Consider the following 17,623-nt stretch of genomic DNA (forward strand, 5'->3'; position numbering starts at 1 on the left):
TTGCATTTTTAAAGTTTTGAAGATATATATGCCGTTATATTGTCTCCTTCTCAACTTTTCACCAATTCCAGCTTCCCCATCCACTTTTTCTGCAGTCTTTTTTTAAGCAACGGATAATTTTTTAAATACGAGTCGGAATCAGCAAGGACAAAGGCCTCTTTCCTTGATGCCTCAAGAACGGCAATATCCCTTATTATACTGGCAATCTTTAAATCAGGCAGCCCGGCCTGTTTTGTTCCGAAAAATTCCCCGGGCCCCCTGATTAAGAGGTCTTCTTCGGCAATCTTAAAACCGTCGCCTGTTGACTCCATCACCTTGAGCCGCCTCTTTGCATCTTCGCTAAATGGCGGATATGCCATCAGCATGCAATAGGATTCATAACTGCCCCTGCCTATCCTTCCCCTCAATTGGTGAAGCTGTGCAAGCCCGAACCTTTCTGCATGCACAATAAGCATAAGCGATGCATTAGGCACATCCACGCCGACCTCTATTACCGTAGTGGATACAAGCATATCAATATCTCCGGACTTGAAAGAAGCCATAAGGCCTTCCCGCTCCTCCTGTTTTATCCTGCCGTGGATAAGCCCTATTCTCCTGTCCGGGAAAATTTTTTTAAATGCCTCAGCGCCGTCAATGGCGCTTTTAAGGTCCAGTTTTTCCGACTCCTCAATCAGAGGATACACTATATAAACCTGACGTCCTTTGGCAAGCTCGGTGTTTATACGGGAATAAATCTGTTCTTTCTGGCCCGGGAAAAAGACCTTTGTAATAACCGGTTTCCTGCCTGACGGGAGTTCGTCTATCACAGATATATCAAGGTCTCCGTACAATGTAAGCGCAAGCGTCCTCGGAATCGGCGTTGCAGTCATGATAATGATGTCAGGGTTAAACCCTTTTTTGCGGAGGCTGGCCCTCTGGACCACGCCGAATTTATGCTGTTCGTCAATTATTGCGAGCCCGAGGTTTTTAAATGCCACACGCTCCTGAATAAGCGAATGGGTGCCTATGACAATCTGCGTTGCTCCGACTGAAATATCGTCAAAAGGACCTGATTTAGTGCTTGAGGTCAGAAGCGCAGACTTTATGCCGAGAGGCTCAATCATTTTATGTATATTTATAAAATGCTGTTCTGCAAGAATTTCAGTTGGAGCCATAAGGCATGCCTGATAGCCTGATTCCACGGCAGTCAGCATGGAAGCCAAAGCAATAACAGTCTTACCGCAGCCGACATCACCGTGAAGAAGCCTGTTCATAGGCAAAGGTTTCTGCATATCAGTTTTTATTTCATCAAGCGCCCTCTTTTGAGCGCCGGTAAGTTTAAAGGGGAGGCTTTTAAAAAACTCCCCTGCCAGCGTCCCTTCACACCTGAAACTTATCCCCTTTTCATAAACCTCTTTCTTTTTTGTAAGGGCCAGCCCTAATTCAAGCAGGAAAAATTCATCAAACACAAGCCGTCTGTGCGCCGGGCTTAAACCTTTATTAAGCGCGTCTGCATCTGAAAAGTCCTCGGGAAAATGCGCCTCTTTAACTGCGCGGGGCAAAGACATCAGGCCGTTTTTCTGAAGCATATCCTGAGGCATAAAATCTTCAACAACAGCAAGGTGGGAATTTACTGCGTTAAACATCAAGGTCCTTAATTGTTTCTGCGTAAAGCCTTCGGTGGATTTATATACAGGCACAATCCTTGAGGTGTGTATATGCGTGTCATCATTTTCAACGTGTTCAAAATCAGGATTATCCATCTCAAAACCAATTCCTGCAAATGAACCTCCTTTCACAACGCCGCTTAAGATTATCTTTTGCCCCTTATCAAAATATTTTTTCATATAGGGCTGGTTAAACCACTTGCACTTAAGACAGCCTGTGTCATCCTTTACCAGAAGCTCAAATATCTTCATTCTTTTCCGGGGGGTGGTAATAACTTCAGAGGATACAACTTCGGCTAACACCGTCTCGGCATGCCCGAAGGCGAGGCAGGATATTTTCTTCAGATTTTTCCTGTCTTCGTAACGCCAGGGGAAGTAATAAATAATATCTTCCAGCGTTTTGATCCCAAGCCTTGCAAGGAGCAGCGCCCTCTTGGGACCCACTCCCTTTACATATTGCACAGGGGTATCGGCAGAGTAAGATTTATTGACCAGCGCGGATAATTTTTTTATTGCAAAATTATCAATTATCATTTCAAACTGCAAATTTTAACTGCTAAATTTTCAATGATAAATTTACAATGAATATTTTCTCAGCCTTCTCTGTGGTAAATCGCCTTTTTATGAGGTCCGGTTTTCTTTGCGCTTTTTCTCTTTAACAGGCGCCTCTATTTCTACTGCCTGTAATTCTTCTGCCTTCATCTTGTCATACTCGGTATTGCTGATTATATCAATATCCCAGCCGGTAAGCTTCATCGCAAGCCTAACGTTTTGCCCTTTCTTCCCGATGGCTACCGAAAGCTGCTGGTCGTTGACAACAACCATTGCGGATTTTTCCTCTTCATTTATCCCTATTCTTTCCACGCTTGCCGGACTCAGCGCCTTTGCTATAAGCACCCTCGGGTCGTCGGTCCATGGTATTATGTCAATCCTCTCACCTTTAAGCTCCCTGACAATGGACTGCACCCTTGTCCCCTTAATCCCTACACAGGCTCCTACAGGGTCAATCTGCTGGTTCTTTGAGGACACGGTTAATTTCGTTCTGTCGCCTGCCTCCCTGACAATATTCTTAATGGTAACAAGCCCCTCATAAATCTCGGGTATCTCCATTTTGAAAAGCTCGCCGACGAAGTTGGGGTGAGTCCTTGACAATAAAATTACAGGGCCCTTAGGGGTAATTCTGACGTCCTCAATGTACGCCCTGATCGTCTCACCCCTTTTAAGCGTCTCTGTGGGTATTGCCTCCTTTATGGGGAGCGTCGCCTCAGCCCTGCCGAGCGCAACAAAATAACAGCCCTTTTCCTTCCTTATTACAACACCGCTTATAATCTGTCCTATTTTATCCTTGTATTCATCAAAGATAGCGCCTCTCTCAGCCTCCCTGACCTTCTGAAAAAGCACCTGTTTTGCCGTCTGGGCCGCAATCCTTCCAAAGTCAAAGAGCGCCACCGGAGATTCTATTTCATCACCTATATTTTTTGCAGGGTCTACCTTTTTTGCCTCGGCAAGCGACATTTCTTCGTTTGGATTTGCGACCTTCTGGACAATTTTTTTGAATGCGGTTAAAGATATGTCTCCTGTATTTGGGGTAATCTTGATATTCAAATTTATATTTAAGCCGTACTTTTTGCGCGCCGCAGACAAAAGTGCAGTCTCAAGGTTCTCAATAAGAGACTCCTTTGAGATTCCTTTTTCCTTGCTCATCTGTTCAATAATGTTAATCAGTTCACGGCTCATATGTTAAACCTTCACCTCCAGCCTTGCTCTGGAAATATTTTCATATGGGATGGTTACCACCCGGCCCTTTGGCAGAAGCAGTTCTACTCCGGTGTTTCCCGCCCCGGATATTTCACCGATAAAAAATGTCTGATTCTCAATCGCCGTTGACGTAACGATTCTGACAGTCTTTCCTGAAAATCTCCTAAAATCACCCGGCTTCCTGAGAGGCCTGTCAAGCCCGGGAGACGACACCTCCAGTATATATGAAGCAGGCATAGGGTCCTGCACGTCAAGCTGCGCCTCTATTTCACGGCTTGCCTTTGCGCAGTCGTCAATAGTAACCCCGCCTTCTTTGTCAATAAATATCCGCAAAAGAAATTTGCTCCCCATCTTCATAAGTTCCATATCATCCAGTTCAACCCCCATGTCAGACAGTACAGGGGCGGTAATTTCTCTTACTCTCGCTTTTAACTTATCAATATCCATCTTTTTTACAAAAATAAAAGAGTGGGAAGACCCACTCTTTCAGTATAAAAGACTCCGTCGTAAACTTTATAAGATTATCACATTGCAAGCAAAAAAGCAAGGGGCAGGAAATGCTCCCCTGCCCCTCCATTGTTTGAAAATGTTACTTTGCTGGCTGTGCCGGTGCTGGTGCTGGTTCTGGCGCTGGTGCCGGTGCCGGCTGTTCCTGTGCCGGTGCCGGTGCCGGTTCCTCTGGTTTCTTGCAACCTATTGTAAGCGCTAAGGCCGCAATTAATAACATGGAGAACAATAATGCCATAAGTTTCTTCATTGTATATTCACCTCCTTCCAAAATCATATCTCAGGTTATTAAGTCCTGCAAACTAACACATTTAATATCATATCCTCATTAGAATTGTCAAGATTATTTTATGTCAAATTTATGCTTAATTTTCCGCTTGACAGGATATATTGTGTTAAAATAACTTGTTTAAAACCATAACGGAATTTTAAGGAGACGCCATGATTAAAGAAGCCATTAAAATCCTTGTTGAAGGCATAGACCTTTCTGAGAAAGAAATGATCGGGGCAATGAAAGACATCATGGAGGGCAATGCATCTGATGCACAGATTGCCTCTTTTCTTACAGCCTTGCGGATAAAAGGCGAAACAGTTCAGGAGATTACCGGCGCGGCAAAGGTCATGCGTGAAAAGGCGGTAAGGATAAATGCGCCTGAATTCACTGTTGATACCTGCGGCACAGGCGGTGACATGGCTCACACCTTTAATATCTCAACCACTACCGCCCTGATTACGGCGGCCTGCGGCGTGCCTGTGGCAAAGCACGGCAACCGCTCGGTCTCAAGCCGTTCGGGAAGCGCGGATGTGCTTGAGGCCTTAGGCGTAAAAATAGACCTCAAGCCTGAAAAAGTGGAGGAATGCCTAAAGGCCACAGGCTTTGGATTTTTATTTGCCCCGCTGTTTCACCCTGCAATGAAATATGCCATAGGACCCCGGAAAGAAATGGGCATAAGAACTATATTCAATATACTGGGTCCCCTTACAAATCCTGCCAATGCCAAAAGACAGGTTCTCGGGGTTTTTAGCGGCGAACTCACAAAGCCGATTGCAGAGGTGCTCGGGAATCTCGGAACAATACACGCATTTGTCGTTCACGGCGAAGACGGACTTGATGAAATAACAATCACAGACAGGACAAAAATATCTGAATTAAAAAACAACAGGGTTGATACATATTACATAGCGCCTGAGGATTTAGGGCTTTCAAGGGCGATGAAAGAAGATTTGCTCGGGGGCACGTCTGAAGAAAATTCAAAGATAACCATTGATATACTGAACGGTGAAAAAGGACCGAAAAGGGATATCATCCTGATGAACACAGCGGCGGCGCTGATAACCGGCGATGTAGCCAAAAACTTTTCAGACGCTGTAAAAAAGGCGTCTCACGCAATAGATTCAGGCGCAGCTTTAAAAAAACTGGAAGAGCTAAAGGTGTTTACAAACAGGTTTTAGCTAAACAAATCCATCGCCCTATTGCTAATAATTGCCTCATCGTTTTATAATTGTTTTTGTTGTTTAATTCCACTCATAAGGAGTTTAATCGCTAATGACTCACGCTACAGCAGGAAAAATCAGAGATATTAAGGCGCTTGAAGGCATTGCAAGAGAGATAAGGACCTACATCCTCAGAATGCTGACTGAGGCAGGCTCGGGTCACACCGGAGGCTCGCTGTCAGCCGCCGATGTAGCGGTTGCAATCTATTTCTCAAAGATGAACTTTAATCCTGATAATCCAAAATTGAAGGAAAGAGACCGTTTTATCCTCTCAAAAGGACACGCCGCCCCCCTGCTCTATTCCATTTTGGCAAAGGCGGGCTATTTTGACATTGAATCCCTGCTGACCCTCAGAAAAATTGACAGCTCGCTTCAGGGACACCCGTGCTGTGAAACAGTTCCGGGGGTTGAAATTTCAACCGGCTCGCTCGGGCAGGGGCTTTCTGTGGCTAACGGCATTGCCCTCGGATTAAGGCTTGATAAAAATCCGGCGCGGGTTTACTGCATTATGGGGGACGGCGAGATTCAGGAGGGACAGATATGGGAAGCGGCCATGACTGCGGCGCATTATAAAATTGACAATCTCTGCGCTGTTGTTGACAACAACGGCCTTCAGATAGACGGGCCCGTTGAAAAAGTAATGGGAATAGCGCCCGTGCATGACAAATGGACTGCATTCGGCTGGAATGTAATTGAGATTGACGGACATAACATGAAGGAAATACTTGCCGCGCTGGACAAAGCTGAAACAGTCAAAGGCAAACCCACTGTGATAATTGCCCATACAGTAAAAGGCAAAGGGGTATCTTTCTTTGAAGGAAAGGTGGAGTATCACGGCATTGCGCCGTCACGCGAAGAGCTTGAAAAAGCGCTGAAGGAGATTGGATAAATGGGAGAAAGACCGCAAAGCTCAGAAGGAAAGACTACCGTGTTACCGTCTAAAGCCACGAGAGATGCATATGGCGAAACCCTGCTTGAACTCGGCAAAAAACGAAACGACATCGTAGTTCTTGATGCAGACCTCTCAGGCTCAACCAAGACCGTGAAATTCGCAAAGGCATTCCCTGAGAGATTTTTTAATCTCGGCGTCTCTGAGCAAGACATGGTAGGAACTGCCGCAGGGCTGGCAATTACAGGAAAAGTCCCTTTTGCATCAACATTTGCAATATTTGAAACCGGAAGGGCGTGGGACCAGATAAGGCTAGTCGTGTGCTATTCAAATACAAATGTGAAACTCGTTGCCACGCACGGCGGAATAACTGTCGGAGAGGATGGCGCCTCGCATCAGGCGCTTGAAGACATAGCGCTGATGAGGGCGCTGCCCCATATGACCGTGATCGTTCCGGCCGATGCTATTGAGACTGTATCGGTAATCAACGTGATTGCGAACTTTACCGGCCCTGTTTATGTCAGGCTCGGAAGGGCAAAAGTCCCTCAGATTATGCCCCCTGATTACAAGTTCAATCCGGGACAGGCATATACCTTTCATACGGGAAAAGATGTTAATATAATAGCGGCGGGCATCATGGTGGATGCTGCGCTTAAGGCTTCGGCGATGCTTAAAAATGAAGGGATTGACGCAGGCGTTATCAATATGTCAACAATAAAACCGCTTGATGAAAAGACCATCCTGAACGCTGCAAAAAACTCAAGGCTTATCATAACGGCGGAAGAGCATTCAATTATCGGCGGACTTGGCGGGGCCGTGTGCGAATTCCTCTCTGAGAATTATCCCATGTCGGTAAAAAGGATCGGGATAAAAGATACCTTCGGCTGTTCAGGCGCTCCCGATGAATTATTAAAACTTTACAGCCTTACGCCTGAAGCCATCGCAGAAACGGCAAGAGAGGGACTCAGAAAATGATTCAATTCTCCGAGGTCTCAAAATTTTATGACAACGAGGCCGCACTTACGGATATAACCTTTACAATTGAAAAAGGCGAACACATTTATATCACTGGCCCGAGCGGAGCCGGAAAGACAACTCTGCTTAAGCTGATTTATGCCGCAGAACGCCCTGACAAAGGCGCGGTCTCTGTCGCAGGGCAGGACACGGAAAAACTTAAGCAGGGCGCCGTACCTTTCTTAAGAAGAACCATCGGCGTTGTGTTTCAGGATTTCAGGCTGCTGCCGAATGTTACCGTGTTTGACAACATAGCGCTGGCCCTCAGGATTCACGGGATAGACTCAAAAGAGATAAAAGAAAGTGTAAATGACGTACTTTCAAGCATCGGCATGAAGCATAAGGCTCATGAGTTTCCGCGCCATCTTTCAGGCGGAGAACAGCAGATGGCGGCAATAGCAAGGGCCATAGTGTCAAAACCCAATGTTCTGCTGGCCGATGAACCTACGGGCAATCTTGACCCCGGCACTGCAGATACAATCATAAAGCTTTTCAGAGAGATCAACCTGCGGGGCACCACCCTGATTATAGCAACTCATCATGATGCATTGTTTAAAAACACCGGTCACAGGGTAATCTATCTGAGAGAAGGCAAAATTGAAAAGGAGACCACAGATTGAACACCCTTACCTACTTATTTCAGACTGCGGTTAAGAATTTCTGGAGTGAAAAGTGGATGAACCTGCTCACGGTGCTTACAATTGCCGTCGGCCTTCTGATTATAAGCGCCTTTGCGCTCATCACATTAAATATAGACCTAACGCTTAAAAACTGGTCCAGCGGATTCGGCCTTGTCGTATATCTGAAGGATAATATGACTGCGGAAGAAGAAGGTTTAATAAAAAACCATTTTAAAAAAGACACTGACATCACTGCAGTTAATTACATAACAAAAGAACAGGCGCTGAAAGAACTCAGGCAGACATTAGGCAGCGCAACGCACCTGCTTGAGGGATTTGAAAGCAACCCGCTTCCTTCGTCATTTGAGCTTAAAATCAAAAGGGAGTCTCTTACGCCGGCCGGCATAAAAGAAAAGGCGGAGCGCCTGAAACAGCTCCCTGGAGTAGAGGATGTGCAGTACGGAGAAAAATGGCTTGCATCCATGGATTCACTGTCAAAGGGGATGAAGGTCATGACCGTCAGCTTCGGCGGCATTATACTGATAGCCCTTGCGTTTGTTACCTACAGCACTATCAAAATCTTGTTTTACAGAAGGGCTGATGAGATTGATACAATGAAGCTGTTAGGCGCAAGCAGGAGTTTTATAAGGCTGCCGTTTCTTATAGAAGGGCTTTTTATCGGCTTGTCCAGCGGCATAATAGCGCTGTTAGCGCTTTTCGGCATTTATGCAGTTACAACCGCAAGAACCGCAGAGCTCATACCTTCAATCAAATCATTTACAGTATTCTTTCCCCCTGCAGCGTACCCTGTCCTCCCGTTAGGCGGGGCCCTGATGAGTCTCATCGGAAGCCTTTTTGCAATCGGCAGAATTAAGTATTAAACAAAATGGGAAATGGAAAATGGGAAATAAGAAATAGCGGGAAGACAGCATTTTTTCTTGCTTTTCTTATTGCGTTCTCGGTTCTCAGTTCTCAGTTCTCAGTTTTATTCGCAAAAGACCCGAAGGATGAGCTCAAGGAGATCCAGAAAAAACTCAGCAGTGAAAAACAGAAGGTACAGGAGATTATAAAAAAAGAGGGCTCCATTCTTTCAGAGCTTGAAAAAATAGACAGGGCGCTGGCCCTAAAAAGGGAAGAACTTGCACGCTACGACAAACAACTGGCGCAGACCCGCACAAAGATAAGGCAGCTTGGGGGAGATATTACCATCCTTAGCAGCAAGCTTGAAAGCAGAAAACAGTTTTTAAAGCAGCGACTGAGGAGTCTTTACAAGCAGCAGCACGGCGACATAGCGGTCATATTATTTTCGGCAAAAGATTATCAGGACCTCATTAAAAAAAGCCGGTACATCAATTTTATTGCTTATTACGACCGCAAATTAATGGACCTCTACAGCAGCGAAATTAAGGAGCTTAATGAAAAAATGCAGCAGATGGAAGTCCTGAAAAAAGAATTGGAGATAAACAAAAATCAGGTCAAAAGAAAGACAGATGAAATGCAGGCAGAGCGCAGCAAAAAAGACTCTTTGCTTGCATCGGTCAAAAAAGAGCGGAGTTCTTATGAAAAAATGATCAAGGAACTTGAGGAGTCCTCAAAAAGGCTCATGGACCTGATTAAAAAGCTTGAAGAAAAAGAACTGCCGCCTTCCATAACAGGCAAAGGTTTTGCAGTGCTCAAAGGGCTGCTTCCATGGCCCATTGACGGGAAAATACTCGTCCCGTTCGGGAGCTACAAAAACCCTGAATTCAACATCCCTGTTTTTAAAAATGGGATTGAAATCAAGGCAGGCACCGGAGAGGCGGCAAGGGCGGTAGCCGGCGGAAAAGTGGTTTATGCAGACTGGTTTAAAGGCTACGGACAGCTTCTCATAATTAATCACGGAGACGGCTACCATACGCTTTATGCGCATCTTTCAGAGATCTTTCACAAAGTCGGTGATACTGTAAAGGCGCAGCAGGCGGTCGGCAAAGTAGGCGAGTCCGGACTTCTCAATACGCCGAGCCTGTATTTTGAGATAAGATATAAAGGCAAGCCGCTTAATCCGGCTCAATGGTTAAAAAAGAAATAGACAGGACACGTTTCACGGTGTTAACATAGAATATGGAGGAACAAATTAACGATGTTTAAGAAAAAATCAATCACCATGTGGGTGGTGATGCTTGCAGTTATCATTACCGGGACAATAATCGGGCAATGGGGTCTTGCCTGGGTAAACATGGAAGGCGGGCATTACGAAAAATTAAGGGTCTTTGCCGAAGTGCTTACACTGGTCAAGAAAAATTATGTGGAGGACGTCAAAGAAGACGACCTCATCTACGGGGCAATAAGGGGAATGCTTAATTCGCTGGACCCGCATTCATCCTTTATGCCTCAGGATGCTTTTAAGGAGATGCAGGTTGAGACAAAGGGAGAGTTCGGAGGTCTCGGGATACAAATCGGAACAAAAGACGACATGATTACTGTCGTTGCGCCCATTGAAGATACCCCTGCTGACAGGGCAGGCATAAAGGCAGGCGATAAGATTCTTAAGATAAACGGCGAATCAACAAAGGGCCTGAGCATGGATGATGCAGTAAAAAAACTCAGGGGCCCAAAAGGGACGCAGGTAACAATAAACATCTACCGGATGGAATGGGCTGAGCCTAAAGACTTCACCCTCACAAGAGACATCATAAAAATCCGCAGTGTAAAGAGCAAGGTGTTAGAGGACAAAATAGGGTATATAAAAATCTCTCAGTTTCAGGAGCAAACCGCGTCAGACCTTGGAGCTGCCTTGAAAAAATTGGAGCAGGACGATGTAAAATCCCTGATACTGGACCTCAGAAATAATCCCGGCGGGCTTCTGGACTCGTCAGTGGATGTAGCAGGTCAATTCCTTCCTGACGGCAAGCTTGTTGTCTATACAAAAGGGAAGAATGAAAGCAAAAAGGAATATCATACAAAGAACTCCAGGGAACACTTTGAACTTCCAATGGTAGTACTTGTAAATGAAGGCAGCGCCAGCGCATCAGAAATTGTTGCAGGCGCGCTTAAGGACTGGTCAAGGGCAGTAATCGTAGGGGCAACAACCTTTGGAAAAGGCTCTGTCCAAACGGTTATCCCTTTAAGCGACGGCTCGGGCTTAAGGCTTACAGTCGCCCGCTATTATACGCCAAAGGGAACATCCATACAAAACACAGGGATAACGCCTGACATTGTCGCAAAACCAAAGCTCAAAAAAGGTACAAGGGCGCACCCGGTAATAAGGGAAAAAGACCTTGAGAAACACCTTGAGAACGATACAAAGAAAGGGCCTGAAATCACGAAGGACTCTGAAAAAGAGCTTATGGAAATACCGGGAGAGGCGGCTGAATCCTCAGAGGAAGAGGACTTACAGCTCCAGCGTGCGATAGATGTAATTAAAACATTGAAGATATTTAAGGAGATGCAAAAGGCATCTTAGAAACAGTTAACAGTTATCAGTTAACAGTGAACAGTAAAGGATAAACTCAGAGGGGTGCGCAGGATAACCGCGCGCCCCTTCTTGTTTTGTGGATGTCATTCCGGCTTGTCCGGAATCTTTCTGATATAAATAAGGACTGCATGACGGCAAAGCAAGATAGCACTCCATCATAGAAAGCAATCCCCTGCTGAAGGATTTGTCACAGGAACGATTCCGGACAAGCCGGAATGACGGATATTAGGGATATGTGCCCACAGGAATCCCTGAAGAACCTTATTTTTTCTGCTATAATTCAGAAATGATAAAAAGACTTTTATACGCACTCATACTTCTTTTCTTCGTTGTTATGGCCGGAACTCTCGGCTATATGTTCATGGAGGGATGGGGCTTTGTTGATTCCCTCTACATGACGATTATCACCATTGCATCGGTCGGATACATGGAAGTAAACCCTCTCTCACAGCACGGCAGGATTTTTACGATATTTCTCATTGTATTCGGCATGGGCATACTGCTGTTTGGAATATCAACCTTTACGGCATTTCTGGTAGAAGGTGAGTTAAGCGAAATATTAAGGAGGCGGAAAATGGAGAAAAAAATCGCTGATCTAAAAGGGCATTATATTGTCTGCGGATTAGGCGGAACTGGAAGGCATATAATTGATGAGCTTCATAAAACAGGCAGGCACTTTGTTGCCATTGATACAAATGATGACATCTGCAGGGAACTGTCTGAAAAGGGATTGTTGTTTGTCAAAGGCGATGCAACAAGCAGTGTAGTCTTAAAGGCTGCAAACGCCCCGAACGCAAAAGGCATTTTCTGCTCGCTCCCCACTGACGCAGAAAACCTCCTCCTAATACTTACGGCAAGGGGGATAAATTCATCTTTAAAAATCGTTGCAAAGGCAGAGGAAGATGAATCAGATGAAAAGATGCGAAGGGCAGGCGCCGACGACGTTGTCTCGCCGGAATTCATCGGAGGTCTCAGGATGGCGTCAACAATGGTTCGGCCCGAGGCTGTTGGTTTTTTTGATATGATGGTAAAACATGCGGATGAAACTTACAGGCTGGAGGATTTAACTGTAGATGCCGGATGCCCGTTTGCCGGAAAGACATTGAAGGCATCCGGGCTTCCTGATAAAAGAGGGATTAGCGTTGTCGCGGTAAAAAAACGGGGAAAATATATTTTCAATCCATCTGCTGATGAACGGCTTGAAGGAGGAGACGTCCTCATACTTATCGGTGAAACAAACATGATAAGGGAGATTAAGGCGGCGGGAAAATAGGGCATGTCCTCCGGTGAAAAACAGGGCTGGGAAATCCTCACAAAACTCAATCCTGAAGATGTCTGCAAAAGTGCGCAGGCTGCTTACGATAATGCCTCTTCTTTTTATACCTTAAAATCATTGGGCATGGATATCCATATTTCTCCAAAGGAGGAAAAGATTTTCAGCCATGCCCCCGGAAGTCAGGTTATCCTGCAGAGGCTTGCATATTTTTCACACCTTTCAATCCTCAGATATCTGACAGACGCAAAAGACATCCCGCTGTCCGGAGAGTTGATAAAGCCCGTCAATCTGAAAGGCGGCCAGCTTTTTTTCAGAGGTACCCATGTCCTGCCCTGTAATGCGCTCGCTGAGAAATACGGGAATAACATTGAAGGATTTCTTGCAAAAGGCTCTGAACTTGGAGGGGAACAGCTCAAATACGGCGATGCGTCAATTAGACTTTTCCCGCTTCCTGGGATTCCGGTTGTGCTGATATTATGGAGAGCAGATGATGAATTCCCTGCACGCCTTGATTTGCTGTTTGATTCAACCTGCGAGATTCAACTGCCGATTGACATCATCTGGTCTGTTGCCATGATGAGCCTGCTGATAATGATGTAAGCTGATGTCTAAAATCTTAGACTCTTAAGCACCACAGCAAAAAAGTCTTTATCAACACGGTCAAAGTCCTTGTCCCGGGCAATGGCTGTCACACTATAGCGGTTTGTACCTTTAAAAAATATTGAATCTTTTATCTTCAGCAAATTATCATGAATTTTATCTGTATAAACCATTTCAACGCCTTTCACCTTGTTGTTTGGATTTGTGACAATGCGTGAAGACAGAAGCTTCGCATCCGGACGGTTTTTTTTATAAGAACCAAAAATATCTGCAACTGCCGCATCAAGCATTCCCGGAATTGACAGGTCAGGGGTGACCGCAGGCAGTTTCATATGACCTACGGATAAAGAGGCATTAATTTCTTTGTTCACAAAACTCACACTGCCGGGTGCATTTACATCCGCAGTTTCCTGCATCACCCATCCTGCCAACTCAGGGTATTCAAAAAAAAACCCTGTTTTCTTGTCGGCATAACGTTTCAATATTTGAATAGGTTTTGCATCCTCCCCAAGCACTGCTAACGGAATGATAAAGGTCAAAACTAAAATTGTTGATGCTAACATCAATTTTTTTGCCTTATGCATTTGTCACGCCTCACTTTGTAATTGTTAAAGGTAATTGATATTAATGACAAAGAATTTTAACATGGTTTCCGCTCATATGCAAATCGGCAGGTTCAACCTCCCCTCTTGACATCCTCTGAATTGTTTTTCATACTACCAATCAAAAAAGGGAGAAAAAAATGGAAGCAAAAGAATTATTCCGGGAAGGACAAGGCTTCTTCATGGAAGGAAAGTATGGAGAAAGCATCGCATCATTTTCAAAAGCCATTGAGGCCGGAGAGAAAACAGAAATAGCCTTTTTAAGCAGGGGTGTTGCATCTTTCAGGATGGAGCAGTTTGATAAGGCGATGCAGGATTTCAGCTTTGTCATTGACATAAACAGCCAGAATTTCCGGGCTTACTTTTACCGCGGGATATCATATATGGCAAAAGAGGATTATGAAAATGCCATAAAGGATTTTGATAGTACCATAAAAATCAACTCCGGCTACGGAGCCGCCTTTTTCGCCCGCGGCACGGCTTATGCCCAGATAGGGAATGAATATGAAGCGCAGCGGAGCATCCAGTCTGCAATAGCCTGCTCTGAAACATCAATGCAGTGGATTACAGACCACTACGGTATGTTCCGGACGCAGTTTGACCAGGCCATGGCGCTTATGCCGGGTGAAAACGATTTTTCTGAAAGCTACGAAGAGCGGATAAAAAAAATCAGAGAGTCTTTTGAGGAAGAGAAATAGGGGGTTTTATGGAAGGCTTTTAGGGACGGCGGAGAAAAATGGTGCCCCCTGCAAGAATCGAACTTGCGGCACCAGGTTTAGGAAAAGCATCAAGTAGCGAGTGATTATGGATTGGAATTAAGACCTGCGGCTGCCAAGATATTAGCGTAGCACAGATATTTCAAGCTGCAAAAACTTCCTCAGTAGAAATAGCCTTAGATGCATAAAGAACCGCTGCTCTTATATCGTCATTGGCCAAGAAAGGATAATCTTTAAGGAGGCTCTCATAAGTTGCGCCGTAGGCAAGTTTTTCAAGTATAAGTTCCACAGTAAGCCTTGTTCCCTTTATCACAGGCTTTCCGAGCATAATCTTTGTATCTATTGCTATCCTTTTAAGAAGACTCTCATCTTTCATTTCTTCCAGTGCTTCTTTGCTCTTTCAAAAATATCTTCTACCGTCTGCCCTGCATAAAGGCGTCTGGATATCTTCACATAATCGGTAGGCTTGTGATGTAAAAGCGTAAGAAATCTCAGGGCAGCGGTAGGCCCCAGAGTTTTATTCAATGCCTCAATGCCTTTTAACTTGATTTCTGTATCATCAACAGTCTTTGTCTTCATTTATTCAGCCTCTCTTATATATTCTACTGGATTCATAACCTTAATCTCAAGGGACAATTTTTTAGCGTACTTTATCAACTCCTCATCACAGGTTAGGAAAAACTTGCACTTTGCATGAGATGCACAAGCTAAATGCACATTGGGGTCAGACTTACTTATTAACATTTGGTAAAACCCGGCTCCACATCCCGTATTTTTCTTCCCGACTATTATATAAAACATATCTCCATCATGCCATATATAAAAATATATTTCAAAAACCCATCAGAAATTTGGCAATTTGCAGAGAGTCGGACTCATAAACCTTTTTTACTGCGTTTGACATGGTACGCCGCAGGCGCTTCTGCCACATGCAGCAAGCGCTCTTTTTTTTCAGGTTCAAACACAACATGCACCTGTGCGTGAAGCGCTTCTGCTACGCGGCGGAGCATGCTGAGGGAGTGGCCTTCATAGCCGGGAGATTCAAGCCTGCTGATCTGCTGCTGAGAGGTTTTGAGGAGTTTAGCTAAATCTTTTTGTGAAAGCCCCGCCTTACGGCGAAGGGCAGCAATCTGTATCGCAACATCCCATGCTTCTCCGGCACGCTTAAAGCGTTCAGCAAACACAGGGTCTTTTAATTGCTCCTCAAGATAATAATCAAAATTAGTTTTTTTCATTGCCCCATTCTCATATAATTCTACCGTAAAATCCATATCTATGTCAACATCAATTTTGATGTATTAACGTAGTATCCATATGTTATGTTTCTTTTTTCGACCTGATTACACTGACAACTTCCGGTAAAAAGCATCTTTCGCACATACTCCGCGCCAACTGCATTCTTTGCAGTATGAAGAAACCCACTCGGAAAATATTTCGGGAATCCTGTTTTTAAGCGCATCCCATTCAATCTGATCGTTATATGAAAGTCCGAGAAGCATGAGGGCTTTTGCATCCATCCGCCGGATTGATTCTTCGGCATTCTCCGCATACCGGCATTCATTCTGTTTAAGATGCAGACAGCTTGCACACACATTATCAGCGCTGGAGGATACAGTGATTATCTCCTTTTCCGCAAGACTCAGCGTATGCGTGAGGTTTTCTATGAAGGCTTCATCATATCCTTCTCCATTAAAAAAGTGCAGGCATATCAGGTGATGTCCTCTTAGTAATGGCATAGGCGTTTGGGAGTTATAGAAAAAATGGTGCCCCCTGCAAGAATCGAACTTGCGGCACCAGGTTTAGGAAACCTGTGCTCTATCCAACTGAGCTAAGGGGGCATTCTTAGTTAACAGTTAACAGTTAACAGTTGACAGTTAACAGTTCATAGAAAACCGTTCATAGTTAACGGTTGACAGATAACAGAAAACTATTGACATCAGCTAACCGTTGACAGATAAGACAACAGTTTTATGATTTGTCAGCTTTTAAAGATCTGATTAATCCGTTAACCATCATTGACAACTCATTGCATTCAGTTGTCAATTCATCAAAAATAGATTTCTTAATATAATTTTCCTTAAGAGCTATCTCCAAAAGAGGAATACACTCATAAATAGAGCTCCTGGCTATCCTGAGAAATTGGACAAAATCTTTCTTATGATATCTTCCGCTTCCTTCTGCAATATTAGAAGGAACCGAAATTGAAGCCCTTCTTATCTGAGACGTAATACCGTATATCTCATTTGCAGGAAAATCTTTAGTAATCTTATAAATTTTACCTGCAAAATCAACTGCCCTCTTATATACGCTTAATTTCTCAAAACTAAATCCCATCTTTATCTTGAATACTGTGAACTGTCAACTGTGAACTGTCAACTAAATTGGTCGGGGCGAGAGGATTTGAACCTCCGACCCCACGGTCCCGAACCGTGTGCGCTACCGGACTGCGCTACGCCCCGAAGTCATTTCAATAAAACTAAAAATTAAACGTGTGCGCTACTCCCGACAAGTCGGGACGCTACGCCCCGTGTGAAAATAATACCATATTTCCTAAGATAAATTCTTTTCTCTCTTAGGGTCCCCTTTGATTATTTTAGGTCTGTAAATAACTGCGAGGGTTAAAAATTCTATACTTCAAACGCATCCTTAATCAGCTCAAACTCAGGCTTGCTGTCTTTGTAATAAATGCTGAGCACGTCAAACCTGCATGAAGGAGTTTCTTTAAATCTCTTGAGATACGAAAGCGCCACCTTTGCAATCTTGCGCCTTTTGTGATAATTCACCGCCTCAAACGGCATGCCGAATTCAAGGCTTTCTCTTGTCTTGACCTCTAAAAAGACCAGCGTTTCTTTGTCTCTGGCAATTATATCAATCTCGCCCATAGGCGTCTTGTAGTTTCTTTCAACGAGCATATACCCGTTCTTTTTTAAAAACTTTCCCGCAAGCTCCTCCCCGTCCCTTCCAAGACTCATTCCATTCCTCCGCGAACAGCTTACAGCGTTATAGCGTTTTCAAAACAACAGCATATATGTTTGAAAAACTTTAAG

General features: G+C 44.4%; 22 protein-coding genes and 2 tRNA genes. 10 read left to right on the forward strand and 14 right to left on the reverse strand.

The window, feature by feature from the left end; all coding sequences use genetic code 11:
* Positions 1-50: 50 nt before the first annotated feature.
* The 4 genes from recG to HZA10_10510 all read right to left on the reverse strand — a co-directional run bounded on the left by recG (position 51) and on the right by HZA10_10510 (position 4,096).
* A complete protein-coding gene (gene recG / locus HZA10_10495; GenBank protein MBI5196734.1) occupies positions 51-2,180 on the reverse strand; it encodes an ATP-dependent DNA helicase RecG in 2,130 nt (709 codons plus the stop codon).
* Positions 2,181-2,267: 87 nt separating this feature from the next.
* Positions 2,268-3,383 (reverse strand): transcription termination/antitermination protein NusA, encoded by a 1,116-nt coding sequence (gene nusA, locus HZA10_10500; GenBank protein MBI5196735.1) that lies wholly within the window; start codon positions 3,381-3,383, stop codon positions 2,268-2,270.
* A 3-nt stretch (positions 3,384-3,386) separates the two neighbouring features.
* Positions 3,387-3,851, reverse strand: a complete 465-nt coding sequence (locus tag HZA10_10505) for a ribosome maturation factor RimP (protein ID MBI5196736.1) — start codon at positions 3,849-3,851, stop codon at positions 3,387-3,389.
* Between the two features lie 77 nt (positions 3,852-3,928).
* Complete coding sequence (locus HZA10_10510; GenBank protein ID MBI5196737.1) at positions 3,929-4,096, reverse strand: hypothetical protein; 168 nt, start codon at positions 4,094-4,096, stop codon at positions 3,929-3,931.
* 256 nt (positions 4,097-4,352) lie between these two features.
* Here HZA10_10510 and trpD point away from each other — a divergent pair, with 256 nt between their 5' ends.
* The 9 genes from trpD to HZA10_10555 all read left to right on the forward strand — a co-directional run bounded on the left by trpD (position 4,353) and on the right by HZA10_10555 (position 13,258).
* The gene (gene trpD, locus HZA10_10515) at positions 4,353-5,363 is read left to right on the forward strand and encodes an anthranilate phosphoribosyltransferase (protein ID MBI5196738.1); all 1,011 of its coding nucleotides are present in this window, start codon (positions 4,353-4,355) and stop codon (positions 5,361-5,363) included.
* A gap of 118 nt (positions 5,364-5,481) precedes the next feature.
* Positions 5,482-6,294: a transketolase gene (locus tag HZA10_10520; protein ID MBI5196739.1), complete on the forward strand. Its 813-nt coding sequence runs from the start codon at positions 5,482-5,484 to the stop codon at positions 6,292-6,294.
* A complete protein-coding gene (locus HZA10_10525; protein MBI5196740.1) occupies positions 6,295-7,269 on the forward strand; it encodes a transketolase family protein in 975 nt (324 codons plus the stop codon). It begins immediately after the preceding gene.
* The gene (ftsE, locus tag HZA10_10530) at positions 7,266-7,928 is read left to right on the forward strand and encodes a cell division ATP-binding protein FtsE (protein ID MBI5196741.1); all 663 of its coding nucleotides are present in this window, start codon (positions 7,266-7,268) and stop codon (positions 7,926-7,928) included. The genes HZA10_10525 and ftsE overlap by 4 nt, the downstream gene beginning before the upstream one ends.
* Positions 7,925-8,809 (forward strand): ABC transporter permease, encoded by an 885-nt coding sequence (locus HZA10_10535; GenBank protein ID MBI5196742.1) that lies wholly within the window; start codon positions 7,925-7,927, stop codon positions 8,807-8,809. Before ftsE ends, HZA10_10535 begins: the two co-directional genes overlap by 4 nt.
* Before the next feature lie 5 nt (positions 8,810-8,814).
* Positions 8,815-9,996, forward strand: coding sequence for a peptidoglycan DD-metalloendopeptidase family protein (locus HZA10_10540; protein MBI5196743.1), 1,182 nt, complete (start codon positions 8,815-8,817; stop codon positions 9,994-9,996).
* Positions 9,997-10,047: 51 nt separating this feature from the next.
* Complete coding sequence (locus HZA10_10545; protein MBI5196744.1) at positions 10,048-11,370, forward strand: S41 family peptidase; 1,323 nt, start codon at positions 10,048-10,050, stop codon at positions 11,368-11,370.
* A gap of 298 nt (positions 11,371-11,668) precedes the next feature.
* Positions 11,669-12,655 carry a potassium channel protein gene (locus HZA10_10550; protein MBI5196745.1) on the forward strand — a complete coding sequence of 329 codons (987 nt, stop codon included), beginning with the start codon at positions 11,669-11,671 and terminating at the stop codon, positions 12,653-12,655.
* Positions 12,656-12,658: 3 nt separating this feature from the next.
* Positions 12,659-13,258, forward strand: a complete 600-nt coding sequence (locus tag HZA10_10555; protein ID MBI5196746.1) for a DUF3786 domain-containing protein — start codon at positions 12,659-12,661, stop codon at positions 13,256-13,258.
* Positions 13,259-13,266: 8 nt separating this feature from the next.
* On the opposite strand, the gene HZA10_10560 is transcribed toward HZA10_10555, so the two are convergent.
* Positions 13,267-13,842 carry a hypothetical protein gene (locus tag HZA10_10560; protein ID MBI5196747.1) on the reverse strand — a complete coding sequence of 192 codons (576 nt, stop codon included), beginning with the start codon at positions 13,840-13,842 and terminating at the stop codon, positions 13,267-13,269.
* Positions 13,843-14,000: 158 nt separating this feature from the next.
* On the opposite strand from HZA10_10560, the gene HZA10_10565 reads away from it, so the two are divergent.
* Entirely contained in the window at positions 14,001-14,558 is a 558-nt protein-coding gene (locus tag HZA10_10565) for a tetratricopeptide repeat protein (GenBank protein ID MBI5196748.1), read from the forward strand.
* Positions 14,559-14,718: 160 nt separating this feature from the next.
* On the opposite strand, the gene HZA10_10570 is transcribed toward HZA10_10565, so the two are convergent.
* The 9 genes from HZA10_10570 to HZA10_10610 form a co-directional block, all read right to left on the reverse strand.
* Positions 14,719-14,952 carry a DUF433 domain-containing protein gene (locus HZA10_10570; protein MBI5196749.1) on the reverse strand — a complete coding sequence of 78 codons (234 nt, stop codon included), beginning with the start codon at positions 14,950-14,952 and terminating at the stop codon, positions 14,719-14,721.
* Positions 14,949-15,155 carry a hypothetical protein gene (locus HZA10_10575; protein ID MBI5196750.1) on the reverse strand — a complete coding sequence of 69 codons (207 nt, stop codon included), beginning with the start codon at positions 15,153-15,155 and terminating at the stop codon, positions 14,949-14,951. Before HZA10_10575 ends, HZA10_10570 begins: the two co-directional genes overlap by 4 nt.
* On the reverse strand, positions 15,156-15,377 hold the full coding sequence (locus HZA10_10580; protein MBI5196751.1) for a hypothetical protein: 222 nt from the start codon (positions 15,375-15,377) through the stop codon (positions 15,156-15,158). It abuts the gene before it with no gap.
* 74 nt (positions 15,378-15,451) lie between these two features.
* The gene (locus tag HZA10_10585; protein MBI5196752.1) at positions 15,452-15,811 is read right to left on the reverse strand and encodes a helix-turn-helix transcriptional regulator; all 360 of its coding nucleotides are present in this window, start codon (positions 15,809-15,811) and stop codon (positions 15,452-15,454) included.
* A 105-nt stretch (positions 15,812-15,916) separates the two neighbouring features.
* Positions 15,917-16,312, reverse strand: a complete 396-nt coding sequence (locus tag HZA10_10590) for a DUF1284 domain-containing protein (GenBank protein MBI5196753.1) — start codon at positions 16,310-16,312, stop codon at positions 15,917-15,919.
* Positions 16,313-16,337: 25 nt separating this feature from the next.
* Positions 16,338-16,414, reverse strand: a tRNA-Arg gene (locus tag HZA10_10595).
* 130 nt (positions 16,415-16,544) lie between these two features.
* Positions 16,545-16,910, reverse strand: coding sequence for a four helix bundle protein (locus HZA10_10600; protein ID MBI5196754.1), 366 nt, complete (start codon positions 16,908-16,910; stop codon positions 16,545-16,547).
* 48 nt (positions 16,911-16,958) lie between these two features.
* A tRNA-Pro gene (locus HZA10_10605) sits at positions 16,959-17,035 on the reverse strand.
* A gap of 168 nt (positions 17,036-17,203) precedes the next feature.
* Positions 17,204-17,548, reverse strand: a complete 345-nt coding sequence (locus HZA10_10610; GenBank protein MBI5196755.1) for a YraN family protein — start codon at positions 17,546-17,548, stop codon at positions 17,204-17,206.
* Positions 17,549-17,623: the final 75 nt, after the last annotated feature.

This window comes from Nitrospirota bacterium (genome assembly GCA_016212185.1).
Taxonomy (GTDB): Bacteria; Nitrospirota; Thermodesulfovibrionia; order UBA6902; family DSMQ01; genus JACRGX01.

What these genes read in the sequence shown, in the direction of transcription:
- recG (MBI5196734.1), bottom strand. Translation starts at nt 2,180, where the DNA reads ATGATAATTGATAATTTTGCAATAAAAAAATTATCCGCGCTGGTCAAT.
- nusA (MBI5196735.1), bottom strand. Translation starts at nt 3,383, where the DNA reads ATGAGCCGTGAACTGATTAACATTATTGAACAGATGAGCAAGGAAAAA.
- HZA10_10505 (MBI5196736.1), bottom strand. Translation starts at nt 3,851, where the DNA reads ATGGATATTGATAAGTTAAAAGCGAGAGTAAGAGAAATTACCGCCCCT.
- trpD (MBI5196738.1), top strand. Translation starts at nt 4,353, where the DNA reads ATGATTAAAGAAGCCATTAAAATCCTTGTTGAAGGCATAGACCTTTCT.
- HZA10_10525 (MBI5196740.1), top strand. Translation starts at nt 6,295, where the DNA reads ATGGGAGAAAGACCGCAAAGCTCAGAAGGAAAGACTACCGTGTTACCG.
- ftsE (MBI5196741.1), top strand. Translation starts at nt 7,266, where the DNA reads ATGATTCAATTCTCCGAGGTCTCAAAATTTTATGACAACGAGGCCGCA.
- HZA10_10540 (MBI5196743.1), top strand. Translation starts at nt 8,815, where the DNA reads ATGGGAAATGGAAAATGGGAAATAAGAAATAGCGGGAAGACAGCATTT.
- HZA10_10545 (MBI5196744.1), top strand. Translation starts at nt 10,048, where the DNA reads ATGTTTAAGAAAAAATCAATCACCATGTGGGTGGTGATGCTTGCAGTT.
- HZA10_10550 (MBI5196745.1), top strand. Translation starts at nt 11,669, where the DNA reads ATGATAAAAAGACTTTTATACGCACTCATACTTCTTTTCTTCGTTGTT.
- HZA10_10555 (MBI5196746.1), top strand. Translation starts at nt 12,659, where the DNA reads ATGTCCTCCGGTGAAAAACAGGGCTGGGAAATCCTCACAAAACTCAAT.
- HZA10_10560 (MBI5196747.1), bottom strand. Translation starts at nt 13,842, where the DNA reads ATGCATAAGGCAAAAAAATTGATGTTAGCATCAACAATTTTAGTTTTG.
- HZA10_10565 (MBI5196748.1), top strand. Translation starts at nt 14,001, where the DNA reads ATGGAAGCAAAAGAATTATTCCGGGAAGGACAAGGCTTCTTCATGGAA.
- HZA10_10570 (MBI5196749.1), bottom strand. Translation starts at nt 14,952, where the DNA reads ATGAAAGATGAGAGTCTTCTTAAAAGGATAGCAATAGATACAAAGATT.
- HZA10_10575 (MBI5196750.1), bottom strand. Translation starts at nt 15,155, where the DNA reads ATGAAGACAAAGACTGTTGATGATACAGAAATCAAGTTAAAAGGCATT.
- HZA10_10580 (MBI5196751.1), bottom strand. Translation starts at nt 15,377, where the DNA reads ATGTTTTATATAATAGTCGGGAAGAAAAATACGGGATGTGGAGCCGGG.
- HZA10_10585 (MBI5196752.1), bottom strand. Translation starts at nt 15,811, where the DNA reads ATGAAAAAAACTAATTTTGATTATTATCTTGAGGAGCAATTAAAAGAC.
- HZA10_10590 (MBI5196753.1), bottom strand. Translation starts at nt 16,312, where the DNA reads ATGCCATTACTAAGAGGACATCACCTGATATGCCTGCACTTTTTTAAT.
- HZA10_10600 (MBI5196754.1), bottom strand. Translation starts at nt 16,910, where the DNA reads ATGGGATTTAGTTTTGAGAAATTAAGCGTATATAAGAGGGCAGTTGAT.
- HZA10_10610 (MBI5196755.1), bottom strand. Translation starts at nt 17,548, where the DNA reads ATGAGTCTTGGAAGGGACGGGGAGGAGCTTGCGGGAAAGTTTTTAAAA.